Origin of the sequence: Nocardioides sp. NPDC006273, assembly GCF_040613495.1 — a bacterium.
Classification (GTDB): domain Bacteria; phylum Actinomycetota; class Actinomycetes; order Propionibacteriales; family Nocardioidaceae; genus Nocardioides.
On record NZ_JBEXSD010000056.1, the window covers coordinates 13,637 to 31,864 of the forward strand.

Below are 18,228 nucleotides of genomic sequence, written 5' to 3' on the forward strand. Positions count from 1 at the left end.
TCAGTATCAACTCATCATGGCGAGACACCTCGCTTGAAAAGTTGATTTCTTGTCTCAGCAGAGCTTCAGCGCGCTTGGCGTGCCCGCAGACCTCACCGCCGTTCTCGATCACCACGGCATCACCTCCCCCACCCCGATCCAGGCCGCGACGCTGCCGGACTCCCTCGCCGGCCGCGATGTGCTCGGCCGTGGGCGGACCGGGTCCGGCAAGACGTACGCCTTCCTGCTCCCCCTCGTCGCCCGCCTCGCCGGCGGTCCGAAGGCGAAGTCGGGCAAGCCGCGTGCCCTCATCCTCGCGCCGACCCGTGAGCTCGTCCGCCAGATCGAGGAGGCGCTGCGTCCGCTCGCCGCAGCGGCGGGCCTCAGCATGCAGACCATCTTCGGTGGCGTCGGCCAGAACCCGCAGGTCGTCGGCCTGCGCAAGGGCGCCGACGTCGTGCTCGCCTGCCCCGGCCGCCTCGAGGACCTGATCGCGCAGCGTCACGCCGACCTGTCCTCCATCGAGATCACCGTGCTCGACGAGGCCGACCACATGGCCGACCTCGGCTTCCTGCCCGCCGTGCGCAGGCTGCTGGCGACGACGCCCAAGGGCAGCCAGCGCCTCCTGTTCAGCGCCACCCTCGACAAGGGCGTCAACGTCCTGGTCAAGCAGTTCCTCCAGCAGCCGGTCGTCCACGAGGCCGACTCGGCCCAGTCGCCGGTCTCCGAGATGGAGCACCACGTCCTCCACCTCGCCGCCCGCGAGCACCGCATCCCGGTGCTCGCCGACCTGGCCGCCGCGCCGGGCCGCACCGTCGTCTTCACCCGCACCAAGCACGGCGCCAAGGGCCTCGCCCGCCAGCTCGGCCGCGCCGGGATCCCGGCCGTCGAGCTCCACGGCGACCTCTCCCAGAACGCCCGCGTGCGCAACCTGGACGCCTTCCACTCCGGCCGGGCGACCACCCTCGTGGCCACCGACATCGCCGCCCGCGGGATCCACGTCGACGACGTCACCCTCGTGGTGCACGCCGACCCGCCCGCCGAGCACAAGGCCTACCTGCACCGCTCTGGGCGTACGGCCCGCGCCGGCGCCTCCGGCACCGTCGTGACGCTGATGCTGCCCGACCAGGTCAAGGACGTCCGCACCATGACCCGAGCCGCCGGCATCAAGCCGACCACCACGCGCCTCGAGGGTCCCAACCACCCGATCCTCATCGAGCTGGCTCCGGGCGAGCGCAACCACCCCGGTCCGTTCGTCCCGGTCGCCGCCCAGCAGCCTCCTCGCCGTCCCGCCGGCGAGGGCACCGGCAACCGGAAGAGCCGCCCCGGCTCGCGCGCCCGCAAGCGTCAGCGCACCACCGGCGCTCGCTGATCCACCTGATCCGCTGGTCGAGCCGGCGTCGTCACGCACGACTCCGCCTCGACCAGCGGGGATGAGAACAGCCGGGTAACAGTCCGCCGTATCGGTCATGCGCGGGCGGGTATCGCTTTACTCTCCGCCCATGACTCGGAGGACGGACGTCGCCATCATCTGCGGTGGCTTGGTGCTGCTCGTCCTCATGGGGGCGGGGTGGTTCTTCGTCCTCCGGGACACGACGAACACCTACGACCCGGAGGAGAAGTCGAGCGAGCCGCCGTCGGCCGCCGCCGCGACGGAAACCGCGCAGGCGTTCCTCGACGGCTGGGCACGCGACAAGCCGGCCGAGGCCGGGGCGCTCACGGACGCGGCCGACTCCGCGACGGCAGCACTCCAGGCGTACGCCGACGACCTCGGTCTCACGAAGATCGCCTTCAGCGGGCTGGCGGTTCGCGGATCGTCGTCGGTCAGCGGCACGACCACGGTCGACTTCGACGTGGTGGCGAACGTGGACGGCGGGCGGTGGGCGTACCGGAGCACGCTCGGTGTCATCCAGGACGAGGACGGCTACACGGCGGTGCGGTGGGACCGCACTGTGCTGCACCCCGAGCTCGCGACCGGCCAGTCGCTGGTCGCCGGTGAGCTCACGGACGAGTTCATGACCGCCCGGCCGACCACCGCCGACGGGCGGAAGGATCTCCAGGACGTCCCCTCACTGACCGACATCGCCGGGTCCATCCGGGACAACGCCGACGGCGACGGCGGCAAGCCGGGCCACGGCGTCGCGATCGTCGACGCCGCCGGCACGCAGGTCAAGACGCTCACGGTGCTGGCCTCGTCGAAGGCTCCGGCGATCCGTACGACCATCGACGCCCGCCTCCAGGCGGCCGCCGAGAAGGCCGTCAAGAACCCGGTACTCGACGGGAAGCCGGCCGGGGTCGTGGCGCTGGACTGGCGCACCGGGCACATCCTGGCGATCGCCTACGCCGGGGACAGCGGCAACATCGCGATCAACGCGGTCAAAGCGCCGGGATCGACGCTCAAGATCGTCTCCGCCGCTGCCCTCTTCGACCTCGCGGGGCTGCACCCCGGCAGTGCCGCCCCGTGCCCCGACTCGGTGCTCGCCAACGGGCAGACCTTCGGCAACGACCCCGGCGTCAGTCCCGACGAGGGCGCCACCATCGCGGAGGCGTTCACGGTCTCGTGCAACACCGCGTTCATCAAGGACGGCTTCAACCACCTGGTCAACGACGGCGACGCCTCTGCGCTCCACCGGGAGGCGACCGAGGTGTTCGGGATGGGGTCGTGGTCGATCGGCGGCGGTGTCGGCACGCGTGACCCCTCCATCCCACCGGACGTCGAGCGCGGCGATCAGGCTGCCCAGTTCATCGGCCAGGGCAAGGTCACCGCCACTCCGCTGTTCATCGCCTCGATCGCCGCGACGGTGGCCAAGGGCGGGTTCGAGCAGCCGATCATCATGAAGAACCAGCCGCAGGCGAGGGCTCCCCGCCCGATCTCCGCACGCACCGCCGGCTACCTGCGGACCATGATGAAAGCCGCGGCCTCGCACGGCTCGGCTGCTCCGCGTGTCGGCGACCTCCCCGGCGTCGGCGCCAAGACCGGCACCGCGGAGGAGGGCGACCACACCAACGGCTGGTTCACGGCGTACGACGACCGCATCGCCGTCGCCGCGCTCGTCGAGGGCGGCAGCTCCGGGGTGGACTCGGCGGGCCATGTCGTACGCGACCTGCTGACCGCCGACTGACGGCCCCGTGACTCCGACTTCAGACTGAGGACGGCGCACGTCTCTGGAACTAGGGTTGCCGGGTGACTTCGCATGACACCACCGGTACTCCCGGCCGGCTGGCGACCTTCTTCGCGACCGACGACGACTGGGAGCGGGAGGGTTCGATCTCGGCCGGCGACTGGCTGGTCGGCGTGAGCGTGCTGGTCGCCAGCCTGCTCACCCTGGAGCTGATCCGCGGAGTCGGGACGCTCGACTCCAGCGACGCCCCGATGTGGGTCGAGTGGACAGCGGTGCTCATCGGCGCGGCGCTGCTGGTCTTCCGGCGGCGCTTCCCGCTCACGGTCGCGCTCCTGGCCGGGCTCCACATGTTCGTCACCGGCGTGTGGCTGCCGATGGTGATGGGGCTGCTGCCCATGCAGATCATCTACTTCCTCGCCTTCTTCGCCGGAGCGGCCTGGGCGCGGCGGCGGCGGGACATGGTCGTCGTGATGGGGCTGATCACCTTGTTCATGTTCGCGTGGCTCTCCTGGCAGTTCGCGGTAGGCAGCGGCATCGACGAGATCCGCGAGTCGACCGCCGATTCGGAAGGCTCCTCGCTCGTCGGCCCGGTGACCGCCTTCGTGCTGCTCACCACCGTCATCAACCTGCTCTACTTCGCCGGCGCGATCGTCGGCGGTCAGGTCGCCTGGCGCGGTGCGCGGCAGAAGGCCGAGCTCGCCCAGCAGGCCGCGACCATCGCGGCCCAGTCCGGACAGCTCCAGCGGCGCGCCGTGATCGACGAGCGCCTGCGCATCGCCCGCGAGCTGCATGATGTCGTCGCCCACCACGTCGCGGTCGTCGGCGTCCAGGCCGCCGCCGGGCGCAAGCTCCTCGAGCGCGGTCGTCCCGGCGACGTCGAAGGGGCCACCGAGGCGCTCGGCAACGTCGAGGCCTCCGCTCGCGAGGCGGTCACCCAGATGCGCTCGCTGCTCGGCACCCTGCGCGACCCGGTCGGCGACGAGGAGACGGACGGATCGGCGCACACCGCATCAGCAGAGGTACGCCGCCCCGAGCCCCGCCTCGAGGACCTGCCGGCGCTCCTGGACGAGGTGCGCGAGAACGGGCTGCGGGTGGACTACGAGGCCGTCGGGCCGGTCGACGAGCTGCCCACGCCGCTGGCGCACTCGGTCTACCGCATCGTCCAGGAGGCGCTGGCCAACATCCGCCGCCACTCCACCGCCGACCGCGCCCAGGTCGTCCTCCGCGTCGACCGTTCAGCGGCGTCGCCGTACGCCGAGGTCGAGATCACCGACAACGGCCGGCCCCGGCACGGCACCTCGGGCAGCGGCCTGGGCCTGCTGGGTGTCCGCGAGCGGGCGGCCATCCGGAAGGCGGAGGTCGACATCGGGCCCAGGGCCGTGCAGGGGTATCGGGTGCGGGTCAGGTTCCCGCTCGAATCCTTCGTCCTGCCGGCAGGGGCGACCCGATGATCCGCGTGCTGCTCGCCGACGACCAGCAGCTGGTGCGCTCGGGGTTCCGTCTCATCCTCTCGATGGAGGACGACATCTCGGTGGTCGGTGAGGCCTCCGACGGCGCCGACGCGATCGCCAAGGCGCGCGAGCTGCAGCCCGACGTGGTGCTGATGGACGTGCAGATGCCCGGCACCGACGGCATCGAGGCGACGCGTACGGTGGTCGCCGAGGGACGAGCCAAGGTGATCATCCTGACCACCTTCGACCGCGACGACTATCTGTTCGACGCGCTCGCGGCCGGCGCCAGCGGCTTCCTGCTCAAGAACGCCGACCCCGACTCGCTGGCCGAGGCGGTGCGCGCGGCGGCCGAAGGTCACGCGCTGCTGGCCCCGGAGGTCACGATGCGGGTGATCGGCCGGGTGACCAGCGCCGAGGCGCCTGCCCCGACGCGACCCAAGCCGCCCGCGGAGCTCGCTCTGCTCACCGCCCGCGAACGCGAGGTGCTTCTGCTCATCGGCGAGGGGCTGAGCAACAACGAGATCGCCCGCCGGCTGTTCCTGACCGAGGCGACCGTGAAGACGCACGTGTCGGCCTGCCTGGCCAAGCTGCAGCTGCGCGACCGGGTGCAGACGGTGGTCTTCATCCACCGTCACGGGCTGCTGCCCGCGGACCCGTCCAACGGCTGAGGACGGGTTCATCCTCGCGACGGATCCGCCGGGCGGTGCCCTGAAATAGCGTGAGTCCCGTTCGTTTCCGAAACAGAGGAGAATCGATGCTCGAGGTCAGCGGGCTGACCCGCCGCTTCGGCGACATGGTCGCCGTCGACGACGTGTCCTTCCCGGTCCCGTCCGGTGGGCTCACCGGGTTCGTGGGCGGCAACGGTGCCGGGAAGACCACCACCATGCGGATGATCATGGGGGTGCTGGCCGCTCACGCCGGCACGGTCTCCTGGCAGGGGCACGAGGTGACCCGTGAGGACCGGCGCAGGTTCGGCTACATGCCCGAGGAGCGCGGTCTCTACCCGAAGCAGCCGATCCTGGAGCAGCTGGTCTACCTGGCCCGGCTCCGCGGCACGAGCGCCGCGGACGCGCGCCGGGAGATCACCGTGCTGCTGGAGCGGTTCGGTCTCGGCGGGCGCACCAAGGACCCGCTGGAGAAGCTGTCCCTCGGCAACCAGCAGCGCGTCCAGATCATCGCCGCGCTCGTCCCCGCTCCGATGGCGCTGGTCCTCGACGAGCCGTTCTCCGGGCTCGATCCCGACGCCATCGGCGCGATGGCCGACCTGCTGCGCGAGCACGCTCGCGACGGCGTTCCCGTCGTCTTCTCCTCCCACCAGCTCGACCTGGTCGACCGGCTGTGCGACCGCCTCGTGGTGATGGCCCGCGGCCGCGTGGTCGCTCAGGGCACGGGTGAGGAGCTGCGCGCCGAGGCCGCGCTGCGCTACCGGCTCGTCCTCGGTGGCGACGCCGGGTGGGTACGCGACGTCCCGGGTCTCCACGTCCGCGACGTCTCCGGCCCCGAGGCCGAGATCGAGATCGTCTCCGACGGCGCCGAGCAGAAGCTGCTCGCCGAGGCCGCCGCACGCGGGAGCGTGCTCGACTTCCACCGCGTCGTCCCCCGTCTGTCCGAGATCTACCGGGAGGTCACCGCATGAGGACGCAACCTGTCTGGCAGATCGTCGCACGCCGCGAGATCACCGTCCGCGTCACCGACAAGTCGACCATCATCGGCACCGCGATCATGCTCGCCGTGATCGTGGGCGTGCTCGGCTTCGCCGCGTGGAGCGAGAACCGGGAGAAGACGTACGAGGTCGCCTACTCCTCGACGACGTCGCAGGCGATGGTCGAGGGCATCGCCGAACGCTCGACCGAGATCGACGAGAAGGTGCACATCGAGCCTGTCTCCGTCGACGACGCCGACGCCGCCCGGCACGCCCTCGAGGAGGAGCAGGCCGACGCGTACCTGTACCCCGATGAGGACGGTTGGACTCTGCTCACGCTCGAGGAGGCCGACTCCGAGCTGCGCGGCGTGGTCGAGCAGGCGGTCGAGGAGATCGTCCTCGCCGGGAACGCCGACGCGGCCGGCACGAGTGCGGCCGAGCTGACCAAGGGCTCGTCGGTCGCGGTCGACCAGATCGAGGGCGACAGCGAGCTGAGCGCGATCCGCTGGGTGGTCGGGTACGCCCTCGCCATCGTCTTCTACTTCGCCTCGATCATGTTCGGCATGACACTGGCCAACAGCGTCGTGGAGGAGAAGCAGTCGAGGATCGTGGAGATGATCGCCGCGGCCGTGCCGCTGCGCCAGCTGCTGGCCGGAAAGATCATCGGCAACGCCGTCATCGCCGTCGGGCAGATGCTCATCTACGTGGCCGTCGGGTTGATCGGGCTGAGCCTGACCGAGTTCAGCTTCGCGCTGCCGGTGCTGTCGGGCGCGATCGGCTGGTTCGTGATCTTCTTCCTGGTCGGCTTCGTGGTGCTCTCCACGCTGTGGGCGGTCGCGGGCGCGCTCGCCTCGCGCACCGAGGACCTGCAGTCCTCCTCGACCCCGATCACGATGCTGCTGATGGTGATGTTCTTCGGCGCCCTCTATCTCGACGGCGTCGGCGAGCAGATCGGCTCCTACGTCCCGCCGCTCTCCGCTGTGCTGATGCCGATGCGCCTGGTCGAGGGCACCGCCGCGTGGTGGGAGCCGATCATCGCCCTGGTCCTGCTCCTCGCCTTCGGCGCAGCCCTCGTACGCCTCGCCGAGCGCCTCTACAGCCGCGCCCTGCTCCAGACCGGCGGCCAGCTCTCCCTCAAGGCGGTCTGGAAGCTGGAGGAGTAGGTCAGGCCGAGGCCCGCGAGAAGCCGAGGTGCACCGCGAAGCCCGCCAGCAGCCCATCCGCCGTCCAGCGCACTCCGCGCTCGACGCGGGGGCTGCGGCGGAGCAGGCCGGAGGCGGTGATCACCGTTCGAGGCTAAGCCCAGGCCCTCTTCCGTCCGAACGAATTTTCGTTCGCCGAGACGGCTCGCCGCGCCGAATCCGGCCAATCCCGGGACTGGACCGCCCCGAGACGCCAAGGTGGTTTCCGAACCTGTCACCGTCGACCGGAGGAGCCCGGAATGGCCCGAGAAACCCGAGAGATCAGCACCGTCGTGGAGGACCTGCACTACCTGGAGTGCCCGAGGTGGCACCAGGACCGGATCTGGTTCGTGGACTTCTACTCCTACAAGGTCTACTCGGCGCGGGAGGACGGGTCGGACCTCCGGGTCGAGGCGGAGGTGCCGGGCCAGCCGTCGGGGCTGGGCTGGCTCCCCGACGGGCACCTTCTCATCGTCTCGATGCGCGACCGGCGGATCCTGCGCCGCGAGAGCGACGGGTCGCTGGTCACCCACGCCGATCTCAGCGGCCACGTCGACCACCACCTCAACGACATGGTGGTCGACGAGGAGGGCAGGGCGTACGTGGGTAACTTCGGTTTCGACATCATGGCCGGCGCCGACGTGGCCTCGACGGTGCTGCTGCGGGTCGACCCGGACGGCACGGTGGCCGAGGTCGCCGACGACCTGTGGTTCCCCAACGGCAGCGTGATCACCGACGACGGCACGCTCATCGTCGACGAGACCTGCGGCAACCGGATCAGTGCCTTCGACATCGCCGCGGACGGGTCGCTGACCAACCGGCGTACGTGGGCGAAGTTCGGCGAGCTCACCACCCACACCGCGTTCGGGGAGGCGATGGGCGATGCCGTCCTGGCACCCGACGGCTGCTGTCTGGACGCCGAGGGCGCGGTGTGGACCGCCGACGCGGTCTTCGGCCGGCTGGTCAGGGTCGCCGAGGGCGGCGAGATCCTCGAGCAGATCGACCTGGACGGTGGCGTCTTCGCCTGCATGCTGGGCGGCAGAGACGGGAAGACGCTCTACGCCTGTGCCGCGCCCGACTTCTTCGAGGAGCCGCGCAAGGCCAGCACCGAGGCACGGCTACTGGCCATCCGGGTCGACGTGCCCCGCGCCGGTCGCCCTTAGCCTGGAAGAGCCCTCAGCCCTGGACGTCCGGCGGCGGGCCGTCGAGGCGGCCGGCACGGCTGCGGATCGGCACCGCGACGTGGAGCGCGTTGCTCTCGAGCGTGAAGTCGGTCGGCGTCTCGGTGAGGATCTCCCCGTCGAGGTTGACCGGCATCGGCTCGTCGGTGGTGATCCGCACAGCCGTGGTGGTCACGTGGTGCACCTGATCGTGCTCGATGAAGTGACCGCTCTTGAGCAGCCGCGCGATGGAGACGTGGTCGCGCATGCGGCCGCGGACGATCGCGTAGACGTCGAGCAGGTCGTCGTCCACCGAAGCCGCGGGCGAGACGGTGTTGCCGCCGCCGTAGTGGCGGCCGTTGCCGACCGCGACCTGGAGCAGATCGTCGAGCTCCACCGTGTCGTGGTCTCCGTCGGGGAACTCCAACCGGGCGGTGAACGGCCGGTGGTGGCGGTAGGCCTGCAGCGTCGCCACCGGATAGGCCGCCGCACCGATCAGCTTCTTCAGCCGAGGGTCCAGGGCATCGGTCACCGCGACGGACAGCCCGAAGGAGGCCACGTTGAGGTAGCTGTGACCGTTGGCCCGGCCGATGTCGACGTTGATGACCTTCCCCTCGAGCACCTGCCGGATCGCGGTCTGCGGGTCCTGGTCCAGCTCGAGCGTGCGGGCGAAGTCGTTGGCGGTGCCGAGCGGCAGCACGGCGAGCACGACGTCGGTCCCGGCGATCCGGGAAGCCGCGGCGCCCACCGAGCCGTCACCGCCGCCGATCACGAGCAGGTCGGGCTGGTCGGCGGCCACCTCGTCCAACGTGGACTCCAGCTCCTCCCCCGAGTGGACCGCGTAGGAGCGCACGTCCTGGATCCCCGCGTCGCGGAGCATCTTCTCCGACGAGGCCAACGCGTCCTCTCCACGGCGCGAGCCGGCGTTGACGACGAGGGCGACCTTGACGGATTCGCGCGACAACAGCGATTGCATATCCACGTTCAGGAGCGTACGCAACCCCGCCTGAGCGCCTCTTGGCGCGTTCGGGTGAGCTGGGTGTCGGCGACGCGGAGGTGTCAGCCCCGGCTCTGTCGCAGCAGCCACTCGGTGAGGGTCGCCGCAAGCGCGGCCGGCTGGTCGAGGTGAACGAGATGGCCGGCGTCCGGGATGACGGTGAGCTCGGCGCCGGGGATCAGGTCGGCGAGCCGGTGCGCACGGTCGACAGGGATCCAGGCGTCGTCGGAAGTCTCGGTCAGCTCGATCACACTCACGGCCTCGACGCTACCGACACCACACCAGGCGTCAACACCTCCGCGAACATCCCGAACACCGGCTCCCCTGCACGGTTTCGCGGTCGGTAGCCGGTCAGCGTCTTGAGAAGACGTCCGTCCCTCAGTCCCGTCTCGGGATGCACGTCGATCACAGCGCAGCGAGGGATGGGTGCGCCGATCCTCACCGTCGCGTCACCGAGGGCGACCATCCGGCCGGTCCAGCCTTCCTCGGCGTACGGCGTCTCGGCCTCGACCACCACCGTCGACCGGAACCTGGCGATCTCGTCGGCCAGCCCCGGGCGTCCGATCCGCTCGGCGAGATCTCGCACGGAGGCGGTCGTCACCAACGTCACCGCGCCGGCGAAGACGACGTCCCCGCGCCGGGCTCTGGCCAACCGCACCGGACGGTCGAGCCACTGCGAGAACAGTCCGGCGTGCGGTCCCTCGAGCAGCTCCAGCGGGACCTCGTGCCCCCAGTAGTCGCAGGTGACGGTCCGGCCGGTCGGGCCCGGTGCCGCGGCGACCACCTCACCGCCAGGCAGCTCGACATCGAGCCGCTCTGCCGCAAACGGCACGCGCACCGCGACCAGCGACGGGTTCTGGACCGTACGCAGCACCCGCCCTCGTGAGGGATCGGCCCGGTCGACCTCGACCAGCGCGTATCCCCGGTCACCCACGGCACCCCGCTCGTCGAGCATCACCTCGTCGAGACTCAGATGTCGGGTCCCCTTGATCGGCGCGAACCCTGCACGTACGACCCTCAGCTCATCGGTCACGCCCCCAGTCAACCAGCGCTGCGAAACGCCTTGGCACCCTCGGCCGCCAGCTCGGAGTAGCCGGTCGTGCCGGCGCCGAGCAGCTCCTCGGCGGCGCGCTTGACTGCGCCGAGGGCGGCGAAGGCGAACGCGCCGCCCACCGAGATGCGGGCCGCGCCCGCCTCGGCCAGCTCCGGGACCGACGGGCCGCCCGGGAGCAGCAGCACGTTGACCGGGCGGTCGACGGCACCGACCAGGCGACGTACGTCCTCGACGGCGACGACTCCCGGCGCGAAGAGGACGTCGGCGCCGGCCTCCTGGTAGGCCTGCAGGCGGGCGATCGTGTCCGCGAGATCGTCGCGGCCGCGGATGTGGTTCTCGGCGCGGGCGGTGAGGACGAAGCCGTCGCCTGCGGCAGCGGCCGCCGCGGCGACCCGCTCGGCGGCCTCCTCGAGGGAGTAGAACGCGTCCTGCTCGACCCCGGCGTAGTCCTCGATCGAACCGCCCGCCAGACCGGTGGCCGCGGCGAGCCGGAAGGTCTCCTCCACCTCTGCCGTGGTGGCCGCGAAACCGGCCTCCAGGTCGGCCGAGACCGGCACCTGGACGGCCTCGGCCAGCGCGGCCGAGTGCGCGATCACCTCGTCCCGGCTGACCTGCCCGTCGAGCCGTCCCAGGGTCGCGGCGTACCCGCTGCTGGTCGTGGCCAGGGCCGGGAAGCCCAGCGAGGCCAGGACCTTGGCCGAGCCCGCATCCCAGGCGTTGGGCATCAGCAGCGGCGTGCCTGGCAGGTGCAGCGACAGGAAGTTCTCGGCGAGGGACATGCCGCCACCCTGCCACGGGACGGCGCGGCCGAGAACTGATTTCCGGTCAGGCGCCTGGTCGGGTCAGGTCCGCGCCAGCGCCGTGAGGGCCGCCCCGCGCGCCTGCTCGATCGCGTCCTCGGCGATCCCGCACAGCCGTAGGCAGGCAGAGGCGATCGTGGCGACTGTCGTGCTGCCGACCCGGTCCTCGCGACGGAGGCTGACCACGCTCTCGACCATCTGCACGACCAGCTCACCGAGCCCGGGCTCGCCGCTGCTCGCAGAGATCCGCTCCCCCGCCGCCCGCTGCGCCACCCGTCCGTAGCCGGCGACGAGATCCCCGCGCAGGTGGCCATAACGGTCGTAGACCGGAGAGGCGATGACGTCGGGGAGGCGGTAGAGCATGCCGATGTTGTGGGGCATCGCCACCAGGGCGCTCATGTCGCTGACGGCGAGGGCGTAGAGGCCCACCTCCGGGGTCACAGACCCCATCTCGGCCTCGATCTTCCCGGCCTGCTCGACCCGCTCCTGGACCGATCGCTCGAGCAGCTCCGCGAGGATCTCCTCCTTGCTGCCGAAGTGGTAGTAGATGGACGCCTGCCTCAGCCCGGCACCGTCCGCGATCTCGCGGGTGGTGGTGCCGGCATAGCCGCGGCCCACGAAGAGCTCCGCGGCGGCAGCGAGGATCTGATCTCGGGGGTTCGCCGCAACCTTGCCCGGGAGCAGCCGTGGGCGGCCGCGACCCGGACGCGGCGAGATCTGTGACACCGTGGCATCGCCTTTTTCTGTCGTACGATAGATAAGATCGGAGAGAGCAAGTTTCGCACTCATATCGAAAGAGTCAAGCGCCGGGCGACGTGTCCGCCGCGAACTCTCAGTGAGTGAGCTTGAGGCCGATGACGCAGCCGACGAGAGCGACGATCAGCAGGACGCGTACGGCGCTGATCGACTCGGCCCCGGTGGCCATCGAGTAGCCGACGGTGAGAGCCGCGCCGATCCCCACCCAGACTGCGTACGCTGTGCCGATCGGCAGCGTGCGCATGGCCAGGGCAAGGCCCGCCAGACTGCCGACGAGAGCGACGACGAAGACCACCGACGGGACCAGTCGCGAGAAGCCCTCGGTACGCCCCAGGGCGAGCGCCCACACAGCCTCGAGGACGCCTGATCCAACAAGAAAAATCCAAGACATGACCAACTCCAGACGGCCGTCTTGTCGCGCTTCCGGGTACGGCTCCCTCGTCCGGCAGCCGGTCTCGGCTGACGTCTTCGACATTAGCAAAACTGTCACTCGATAGAAACTTCTGAGTGCCGCAGAACGCTACGTTCTCCGTCACAGGATTCAGGCCGATTGATGGGATGATGCGGTGGTGACATTCACCGTCGGCTTCGTCACCGGAGCCACCCCCGACAAGTGGGCCAGTATCTGGCGTGACCGCAGCCGCGAGCGACTCGAGCTCGTCCCGGTCTCCGAGGGGGATCAGGAGCGGCTGCTGCGCACCGGCGAGCTCGACATGTGCCTCGTACGCCTCCCCGTGGACCGCGAGGGCCTGCACTGCATCCCGCTCTACGAGGAGCAGCCGGTCGCCGTGATGGGCCACGAGCACCTGCTCTCCCTGCTCGAGGAGGTCACCCTCGACGATCTCGCCGAGGAGCAGCTGGTCATCCCCGAGCGCGGAGGCTGGACACCGAGCGCCGAGCAGCTGGCCTGGCCGCCGATGAGTGAGGAGGACGCCGTCGAGACGGTCGCCGCCGGCACCGGGGTGGCGATCGTGCCGCTGTCGATCGCCCGGCTGTACCACCGCAAGGACGCCGTCTTCCGGCCCGTGGTCGGCATCGCGGCCACGACCGTCGGCCTGGCCTGGCTGATCGACAACGAGGACGAGCGCGTGCAGACCTTCATCGGCATCGTCCGTGGCCGCTCGCGGAACTCCTCCCGCAGCTGAGAGATCGCGCAGGAATCCAGCAAATGCCGGGTGAACGCCTGGCGACATCTGGACCGGCCGGCCTCATTCCACCCAGCGGTACCGGTTCTCGTCCCTAGACTCTGCCCGATCAAGGACAGAAGGCAGGCTTCTCAGGTGAACCGCACGGGGTGGACGACCGTCGTCGCAGGCGGTCTGGGACTGGTGCTGCTGGGGTGGTTCCTGGTTGCCAACGTCCTCCCGGACGGTTTTGGAACGGGCCGGCTGCCGGATCCGGTGACGTTGAAGGTCGCGGCCGGCTCCGAGCTCGACGACGTCCTGTGCGCCGGCGGCACCAGCAAGGCCGAGGAGTCGACCGGCACCCCGGTCCGCTGCAAGCCCGGCGCGCTCGTGAAGCGGCTCCGGAAGGAGACCAACGTCGTCCTCGAGCCGGAGTTCATCGGCACGCTCGAGGCCGCCGACGCCATCGTCGCCGACCGAGACCGCTACGACGCCGCCTGGTTCGCCTCCGACGACTACCTGCGCCTCGCGCTGGCGGCGAAGGGCACCGACGAGCTGACCTCCTCCGACCCGATCATGCGCTCGCCGGTGGCGCTGGGCGTGCACCACGGGGTCGCCGTCCGGCTGGGCTGGACCGACGGCGCCGAGGTCTCGTGGGAAGAGATCGCCCGGCGCGCCGCCGACGGCGAGCTCGGGTTCCTGATGACCAGCCCCGCCTCGTCCAACTCCGGCCTGTCCACGCTCGCCGGGGTGGCCACCGCTTTCGACGCCGATCCGCCGCTGCAGAGCGAGGATGTCGGCGTGGTTCGGGACGACGTACGCCAGCTCTTCAGCGGTCAGCTCGGCCGCGCGGCCAGCTCGGGGTGGCTCTCGGACAAGTTCCGCGAGAACCCGACGGCCTACGACGCGATCTTCAACTACGAGTCGGAGCTGCTGGCGCTCTCGGAGCAGGTCGACGATCTCGACATCGTCTACCCCAGTGACGGCACCATCGAGGCGACCTACCCGCTCACCCTCGTCGACCCCGAGAAGCAGAAGGCCTACGAGACGGCGGTCGCGTGGCTGCGTACGGCCGAGGTGCAGGAGGAGCTGAGCTCCGTCAGCGACCGCCGCCCGGGCTTGGCGAGCGTGGAACCGTCGGCGGGGGTGCCCGACAACGAGGTCAAGGCGCTCCCGCTCCCCGACGACCTCGGCACGATCGACGAGCTGATCTTCACCTACTTCGACGAGTTCGCACCGAAGACCCGGACGACGTACCTCCTCGACACCTCCGCCTCGATGGACGAGATCAAGATGAACCAGCTGCGCCGGGCCTTCGAGGGGCTGGCCGGCGACGACACCTCGATCAGCGGTCAGTTCAAGCGCTTCCGCAAGGGCGAGCGGCTCGCGGTCTACACCTACGCCGACGAGGCCGCGCCTCTCGGGGACGTCGTCGTCGAGGACCAGCCGGAGCGGGACCCGGCGCTCAACGAGCTCATCGACCGCGTCGGCGACCTGACCGGCCACGGCGGCACCGCCTACTACGACGCCATCGACGCGGCGTACGCAGCCATCAAGGCCTCGCCCGAGGAGGGTGCGACCACCTCGGTCGTGCTGATGACCGACGGCGAGCAGAACGGCGGGCAGTCCTACGCCCAGCTCAGCAAGAAGTACGAATCGGCCTACCGCGATCTCGGTGTGCCGCTCTACGTGGTGCTCGTCGGCGATGCCGCCACCTCGGCCGACCCGAGCCTCGAGCAGCTGGTGAGCTTCGCCGAGCACACCGGCGGCCGCGACGTGGTCGCCAAGGACACCGCCGACCTACGCAAGATCTTCCAGGAGATCCGTGACTACCAGTAAGCCCGCGTCGATGCTCTCCAGGATCGTCAACTCCAACTGGACCGCCGCCGGAGCGCTCGCCGCGGTCCCGCTGGCCGGCGCGGCCGTCACCACCGGGGCCTGGGGCTGGGCTGTCGGTGCCGTCGGTACCGCCGGGATCGCCGTCTGCGTGGCCGCGGCGGCCACTTGGCCAGGGAAGACGCCTCTGCCCCGGCCGCACAGCCCGAACCGGCAACGCTGGCTGCTGCGTACCTACTTCTTCCTCTCCCCCACCCGCATCGCGATGCTGCACGCGCAGATCTACGGCGGCGAGGCCGGCCAGCGACTGATCGAGGTGATGGCCAGGGCGCAGGGTGGCCTCAAGGTCGGGCTCGACGTCCCGCCGGTCTCGGTGATCGGCGAAGGGGTTCGCGAGGAGGCCACGAAGTACCAGCAGGAGCTGACGCACACGCTGACCACCATGGCCGCCGACGTGCTCAGTCACCTGGAGACCGACGGACTGATCCACGGGATGGACGCGGATCTCGACGAGTTCGCGCATCTGGTGGAGGACGACGAGGCCGACGACCAGTTCCTTCAGTTCAAGGTGCCCGCACGAAGTCTCCACAAGTTCGTGATGGGCATCCCGGAGCCGCCCGCAGACGGCCCGGACAACACCGGCAAGATGACCTTCCACACCGGTGGGCTCGACATCACGGTCCACATCGGCACCCGGGGCCGCGAACGCGAAGACTTCAGCGAGCTCGCGAACCTGGAACGCACCGTGCGCCTCGTCGGGGTTCTTCGCGACATCGATTCGGAGAGCTGCACCGCGACCGTCCGTGTGATCGCCGTCTACTGAGCCCCGGGTCGATGTCTGCCGCATGCACGCGGCAGACTTTGACGCATGCTCGAACCGACCGATCTCACCACCCGCGCGACCGAGGCACTGCGTACGGCCTTCGGCACCGAGGCCACGGTCGTCGGGAGGGCGCCGGGGCGGGTCAATCTGATCGGCGAGCACACCGACTACAACGCCGGACTGGTGCTGCCGGTGGCACTCCCCCACGCCACCTACGCCGCGGCCGCGCCGCGCACCGACGGTGTCATCCGGATCGCGTCGGCCCAGGAGTCCGAGGCGTTCACCGGCCACATCGACGAGCTCGGACCGCAGATCGAAGGCTGGGCGGCGTACGTCGCGGGGGTGCTGTGGACGCTGCGAGAGGCCGGCCTCCTCACGGGCGGGCTGGACATGCACCTGGAGTCCTCGGTCCCGCTCGGTGCGGGCCTGTCCTCCTCGGCGTCGGTCGAGTGCGCCACCGCGGTGGCCGCGCTCGGCGTCGCCGGTCGGGTGCTCGACGAGGACCTGCAGCGGGCCGTCGTCGCTGCCGGGATCCGGGCCGAGACCGAGGTCGCCAACGCGCCGACCGGCGGGATGGACCAGTCGGTTGCGGTCTTCGCCGAGGCGGGCGGCGCCCTCTTGATCGACTTCGACTCCGGCGAGCACCGCAACGTCCCGCTCGCCCTCGGGGAGCGCACCATCCTGGTGACTGACACCCGGGTCAAGCACCAGCTGACCGACGGCGGCTACGCCTCCCGCCGAGCCCAGTGCGAGAAGGCCGCCGCCGACCTCGGGCTGAGCTCGCTGCGCCAGGCCACCCTGGACCAGGTCGAGTCGCTGGACGACGACGTCGTCCGCCGCCGGGCCCGCCACATCGTCACCGAGATCGCCCGCGTCGAGCCGACCGTGGCCGCGCTGGGCGCCGGCGACTGGGCCGCGATCGGCGAGCTCTTCGCCGCCTCCCACGCCTCCATGCGCGACGACTTCGAGATCTCCGTCCCCGAGCTCGACCTCGCCGTGGCCACCGCGGTCGAGGCCGGTGCCGACGGCGCCCGGATGACCGGCGGCGGCTTCGGCGGATCGATCGTCTCGATCGTTCCCGCATCCGCCGTCGAGTCGGTCAGCGCGGCCATCGACGAGGCCTTCGCCAAGGCCGGATACGGCGCCCCTGGCCACCTGATCGCCAGCCCGTCGGCGGGCGCGACGTTCACCGAGGCGATGTCCTGAGCTTGTCGAAGGGTAACTCGGTGAGCTCGCACTGACTTCGTGGAGTTCGACGAAGTAAGTGGTTGCTGACCGAGTTACCTCGGTCAGCATCCGCCGCGCCGACTCAGACCAGGCCGGCCTCGGCCAGCGTCCGGGTGGTGGTGGCGATCGTGGCCTCCCGCGCGGCCCGCAGCAGGTCTACGTCCGTCTCGGTGCGGCCCGGGATCGGGTCGGCCGCGCCGGGCGCGAAGGTCAGGGTGCACACGCCGCCATGGCTCCCGGCCCTCATCTCCGCGACCGCGCTGCGGTAGCGGTCCGGACGGCTCCGGTAGAGGTCGCCGAGGTCGGGGTTGACCCGGCGCAGGTAGCGCTCGATCACGCGGTCGGCGCGCCCGTAGAGCGGCGCCGTCCCGAACGGCCGGGTCGCCAGCACGATCGCATGCGTCGCCCCGAGCGCTGCCGCCGAGGCGACCGGCACCGGCTCGACCAGCCCGCCGTCGAGCCAGCGGCGGCCGCGTACGGTCACCGGGAGCCCACCGGCGAGCGGCAGCTGGCTGGAGGCGATCACCGAGTCGGCGAGGTCGGTGGGGCCGGTGAAGTCGGTGAGCGGGACGGACTTCGCCGTCACCACGTCGGTGGCCACCGCCGCCAGCCGGGGCGCGCCGTCCCGCAACGCCAGCGACCACTCGAACAGCTCCGCCGAGCGGGCGGTGATCCCCCGGGTGTCGACCATCGACTTGCGGCGCAGCATCCGCCCCGCGCCGATGTACTCCGGCGAGGCGAACACCGAGGCGTACGACTCGCTGAAGGCGCCGATCGTCCCGGCCGCCACCGCGGTCGCGTTCGCCGCGCCGGCGGAGGTGCCGACCACCAGGTCGACCGCATCCAGCAGGCCCCGGTCGGCGAGCACCGCGGCCATCGTCGCCGACAACATCCCCCGCATCCCGCCGCCCTCGATCACGAGAGCCAGGGTCGCCTCGTCACCGTCGTTCCGACTGTCCGCGCCGAGGCGGTTCCGGAGCAGCTCGGCCACCCCCGATTGCAATGCGTCCACGCCTGGATTGTGATGCTACTGGCGAGTAGACCGCTCACTGGGGTCACTCCAGCGCCCCAGGACA

The 18,228-nt window shown here is 70.7% G+C and carries 19 protein-coding genes and 1 riboswitch; of the genes, 11 read left to right on the top strand and 8 right to left on the bottom strand.

All coding sequences use genetic code 11. The features are described 5' to 3' along the window. The first annotated feature begins 49 nt into the window (after positions 1-49). From ABZZ22_RS21210 to ABZZ22_RS21235, 6 genes are all read left to right on the top strand, one after another. A complete protein-coding gene (locus ABZZ22_RS21210; RefSeq protein WP_354935438.1) occupies positions 50-1,351 on the top strand; it encodes a DEAD/DEAH box helicase in 1,302 nt (433 codons plus the stop codon). A gap of 130 nt (positions 1,352-1,481) precedes the next feature. Beyond that, on the top strand, positions 1,482-3,101 hold the full coding sequence (locus ABZZ22_RS21215; RefSeq protein ID WP_354935441.1) for a penicillin-binding transpeptidase domain-containing protein: 1,620 nt from the start codon (positions 1,482-1,484) through the stop codon (positions 3,099-3,101). A 62-nt stretch (positions 3,102-3,163) separates the two neighbouring features. Beyond that, the gene (locus tag ABZZ22_RS21220) at positions 3,164-4,552 is read left to right on the top strand and encodes a histidine kinase (protein ID WP_354935444.1); all 1,389 of its coding nucleotides are present in this window, start codon (positions 3,164-3,166) and stop codon (positions 4,550-4,552) included. After that, the gene (locus ABZZ22_RS21225) at positions 4,549-5,220 is read left to right on the top strand and encodes a response regulator transcription factor (RefSeq protein WP_354935447.1); all 672 of its coding nucleotides are present in this window, start codon (positions 4,549-4,551) and stop codon (positions 5,218-5,220) included. Before ABZZ22_RS21220 ends, ABZZ22_RS21225 begins: the two co-directional genes overlap by 4 nt. A gap of 86 nt (positions 5,221-5,306) precedes the next feature. Beyond that, positions 5,307-6,188 (top strand): ATP-binding cassette domain-containing protein, encoded by an 882-nt coding sequence (locus ABZZ22_RS21230; RefSeq protein WP_354935450.1) that lies wholly within the window; start codon positions 5,307-5,309, stop codon positions 6,186-6,188. Then, positions 6,185-7,357: an ABC transporter permease gene (locus ABZZ22_RS21235; RefSeq protein ID WP_354935453.1), complete on the top strand. Its 1,173-nt coding sequence runs from the start codon at positions 6,185-6,187 to the stop codon at positions 7,355-7,357. Before ABZZ22_RS21230 ends, ABZZ22_RS21235 begins: the two co-directional genes overlap by 4 nt. A 1-nt stretch (position 7,358) precedes the next feature. Here the strand turns inward: ABZZ22_RS21235 and ABZZ22_RS21240 are convergent, their stop codons facing one another. Continuing rightward, entirely contained in the window at positions 7,359-7,481 is a 123-nt protein-coding gene (locus ABZZ22_RS21240; protein WP_354935456.1) for a hypothetical protein, read from the bottom strand. Between the two features lie 154 nt (positions 7,482-7,635). Here ABZZ22_RS21240 and ABZZ22_RS21245 point away from each other — a divergent pair, with 154 nt between their 5' ends. Beyond that, positions 7,636-8,538, top strand: coding sequence for an SMP-30/gluconolactonase/LRE family protein (locus ABZZ22_RS21245; RefSeq protein ID WP_354935459.1), 903 nt, complete (start codon positions 7,636-7,638; stop codon positions 8,536-8,538). 13 nt (positions 8,539-8,551) lie between these two features. Here the strand turns inward: ABZZ22_RS21245 and ABZZ22_RS21250 are convergent, their stop codons facing one another. The 6 genes from ABZZ22_RS21250 to ABZZ22_RS21275 form a co-directional block, all read right to left on the bottom strand. Next, a complete protein-coding gene (locus ABZZ22_RS21250) occupies positions 8,552-9,511 on the bottom strand; it encodes a lipid kinase (protein ID WP_354935521.1) in 960 nt (319 codons plus the stop codon). Positions 9,512-9,594: 83 nt separating this feature from the next. Then, positions 9,595-9,789, bottom strand: a complete 195-nt coding sequence (locus tag ABZZ22_RS21255) for an alpha/beta fold hydrolase (protein ID WP_354935462.1) — start codon at positions 9,787-9,789, stop codon at positions 9,595-9,597. Then, positions 9,786-10,565, bottom strand: a complete 780-nt coding sequence (locus ABZZ22_RS21260) for an MOSC domain-containing protein (RefSeq protein WP_354935465.1) — start codon at positions 10,563-10,565, stop codon at positions 9,786-9,788. Before ABZZ22_RS21260 ends, ABZZ22_RS21255 begins: the two co-directional genes overlap by 4 nt. Positions 10,566-10,573: 8 nt before the next feature. Continuing rightward, on the bottom strand, positions 10,574-11,365 hold the full coding sequence (locus ABZZ22_RS21265) for an isocitrate lyase/phosphoenolpyruvate mutase family protein (RefSeq protein WP_354935468.1): 792 nt from the start codon (positions 11,363-11,365) through the stop codon (positions 10,574-10,576). Between the two features lie 63 nt (positions 11,366-11,428). Further along, positions 11,429-12,112 carry a helix-turn-helix domain-containing protein gene (locus ABZZ22_RS21270; protein ID WP_354935471.1) on the bottom strand — a complete coding sequence of 228 codons (684 nt, stop codon included), beginning with the start codon at positions 12,110-12,112 and terminating at the stop codon, positions 11,429-11,431. A gap of 106 nt (positions 12,113-12,218) precedes the next feature. Then, positions 12,219-12,533: a multidrug efflux SMR transporter gene (locus tag ABZZ22_RS21275; protein ID WP_354935475.1), complete on the bottom strand. Its 315-nt coding sequence runs from the start codon at positions 12,531-12,533 to the stop codon at positions 12,219-12,221. An 11-nt stretch (positions 12,534-12,544) separates the two neighbouring features. Beyond that, positions 12,545-12,608: riboswitch (guanidine-III (ykkC-III) riboswitch) on the bottom strand. Between the two features lie 103 nt (positions 12,609-12,711). Between ABZZ22_RS21275 and ABZZ22_RS21280 the strand changes: the two genes are divergently transcribed. From ABZZ22_RS21280 to galK, 4 genes are all read left to right on the top strand, one after another. Continuing rightward, positions 12,712-13,287 (top strand): LysR family substrate-binding domain-containing protein, encoded by a 576-nt coding sequence (locus tag ABZZ22_RS21280; RefSeq protein ID WP_354935478.1) that lies wholly within the window; start codon positions 12,712-12,714, stop codon positions 13,285-13,287. Between the two features lie 135 nt (positions 13,288-13,422). Further along, positions 13,423-15,105: a substrate-binding domain-containing protein gene (locus tag ABZZ22_RS21285; RefSeq protein WP_354935481.1), complete on the top strand. Its 1,683-nt coding sequence runs from the start codon at positions 13,423-13,425 to the stop codon at positions 15,103-15,105. Then, a complete protein-coding gene (locus tag ABZZ22_RS21290; RefSeq protein WP_354935484.1) occupies positions 15,092-15,925 on the top strand; it encodes a hypothetical protein in 834 nt (277 codons plus the stop codon). Before ABZZ22_RS21285 ends, ABZZ22_RS21290 begins: the two co-directional genes overlap by 14 nt. Positions 15,926-15,970: 45 nt before the next feature. Continuing rightward, the gene (gene galK, locus ABZZ22_RS21295; RefSeq protein ID WP_354935487.1) at positions 15,971-17,131 is read left to right on the top strand and encodes a galactokinase; all 1,161 of its coding nucleotides are present in this window, start codon (positions 15,971-15,973) and stop codon (positions 17,129-17,131) included. Positions 17,132-17,234: 103 nt separating this feature from the next. Here the strand turns inward: galK and ABZZ22_RS21300 are convergent, their stop codons facing one another. Further along, positions 17,235-18,164, bottom strand: a complete 930-nt coding sequence (locus tag ABZZ22_RS21300) for a patatin-like phospholipase family protein (protein WP_354935490.1) — start codon at positions 18,162-18,164, stop codon at positions 17,235-17,237. Positions 18,165-18,228 lie beyond the last annotated feature (64 nt).

Coding starts and splice junctions, on each gene's coding strand:
- ABZZ22_RS21215 (WP_354935441.1), top strand. CDS start 1,482: ATGACTCGGAGGACGGACGTCGCCATCATCTGCGGTGGCTTGGTGCTG.
- ABZZ22_RS21225 (WP_354935447.1), top strand. CDS start 4,549: ATGATCCGCGTGCTGCTCGCCGACGACCAGCAGCTGGTGCGCTCGGGG.
- ABZZ22_RS21230 (WP_354935450.1), top strand. CDS start 5,307: ATGCTCGAGGTCAGCGGGCTGACCCGCCGCTTCGGCGACATGGTCGCC.
- ABZZ22_RS21235 (WP_354935453.1), top strand. CDS start 6,185: ATGAGGACGCAACCTGTCTGGCAGATCGTCGCACGCCGCGAGATCACC.
- ABZZ22_RS21245 (WP_354935459.1), top strand. CDS start 7,636: ATGGCCCGAGAAACCCGAGAGATCAGCACCGTCGTGGAGGACCTGCAC.
- ABZZ22_RS21250 (WP_354935521.1), bottom strand. CDS start 9,511: ATGCAATCGCTGTTGTCGCGCGAATCCGTCAAGGTCGCCCTCGTCGTC.
- ABZZ22_RS21265 (WP_354935468.1), bottom strand. CDS start 11,365: ATGTCCCTCGCCGAGAACTTCCTGTCGCTGCACCTGCCAGGCACGCCG.
- ABZZ22_RS21275 (WP_354935475.1), bottom strand. CDS start 12,533: ATGTCTTGGATTTTTCTTGTTGGATCAGGCGTCCTCGAGGCTGTGTGG.
- galK (WP_354935487.1), top strand. CDS start 15,971: ATGCTCGAACCGACCGATCTCACCACCCGCGCGACCGAGGCACTGCGT.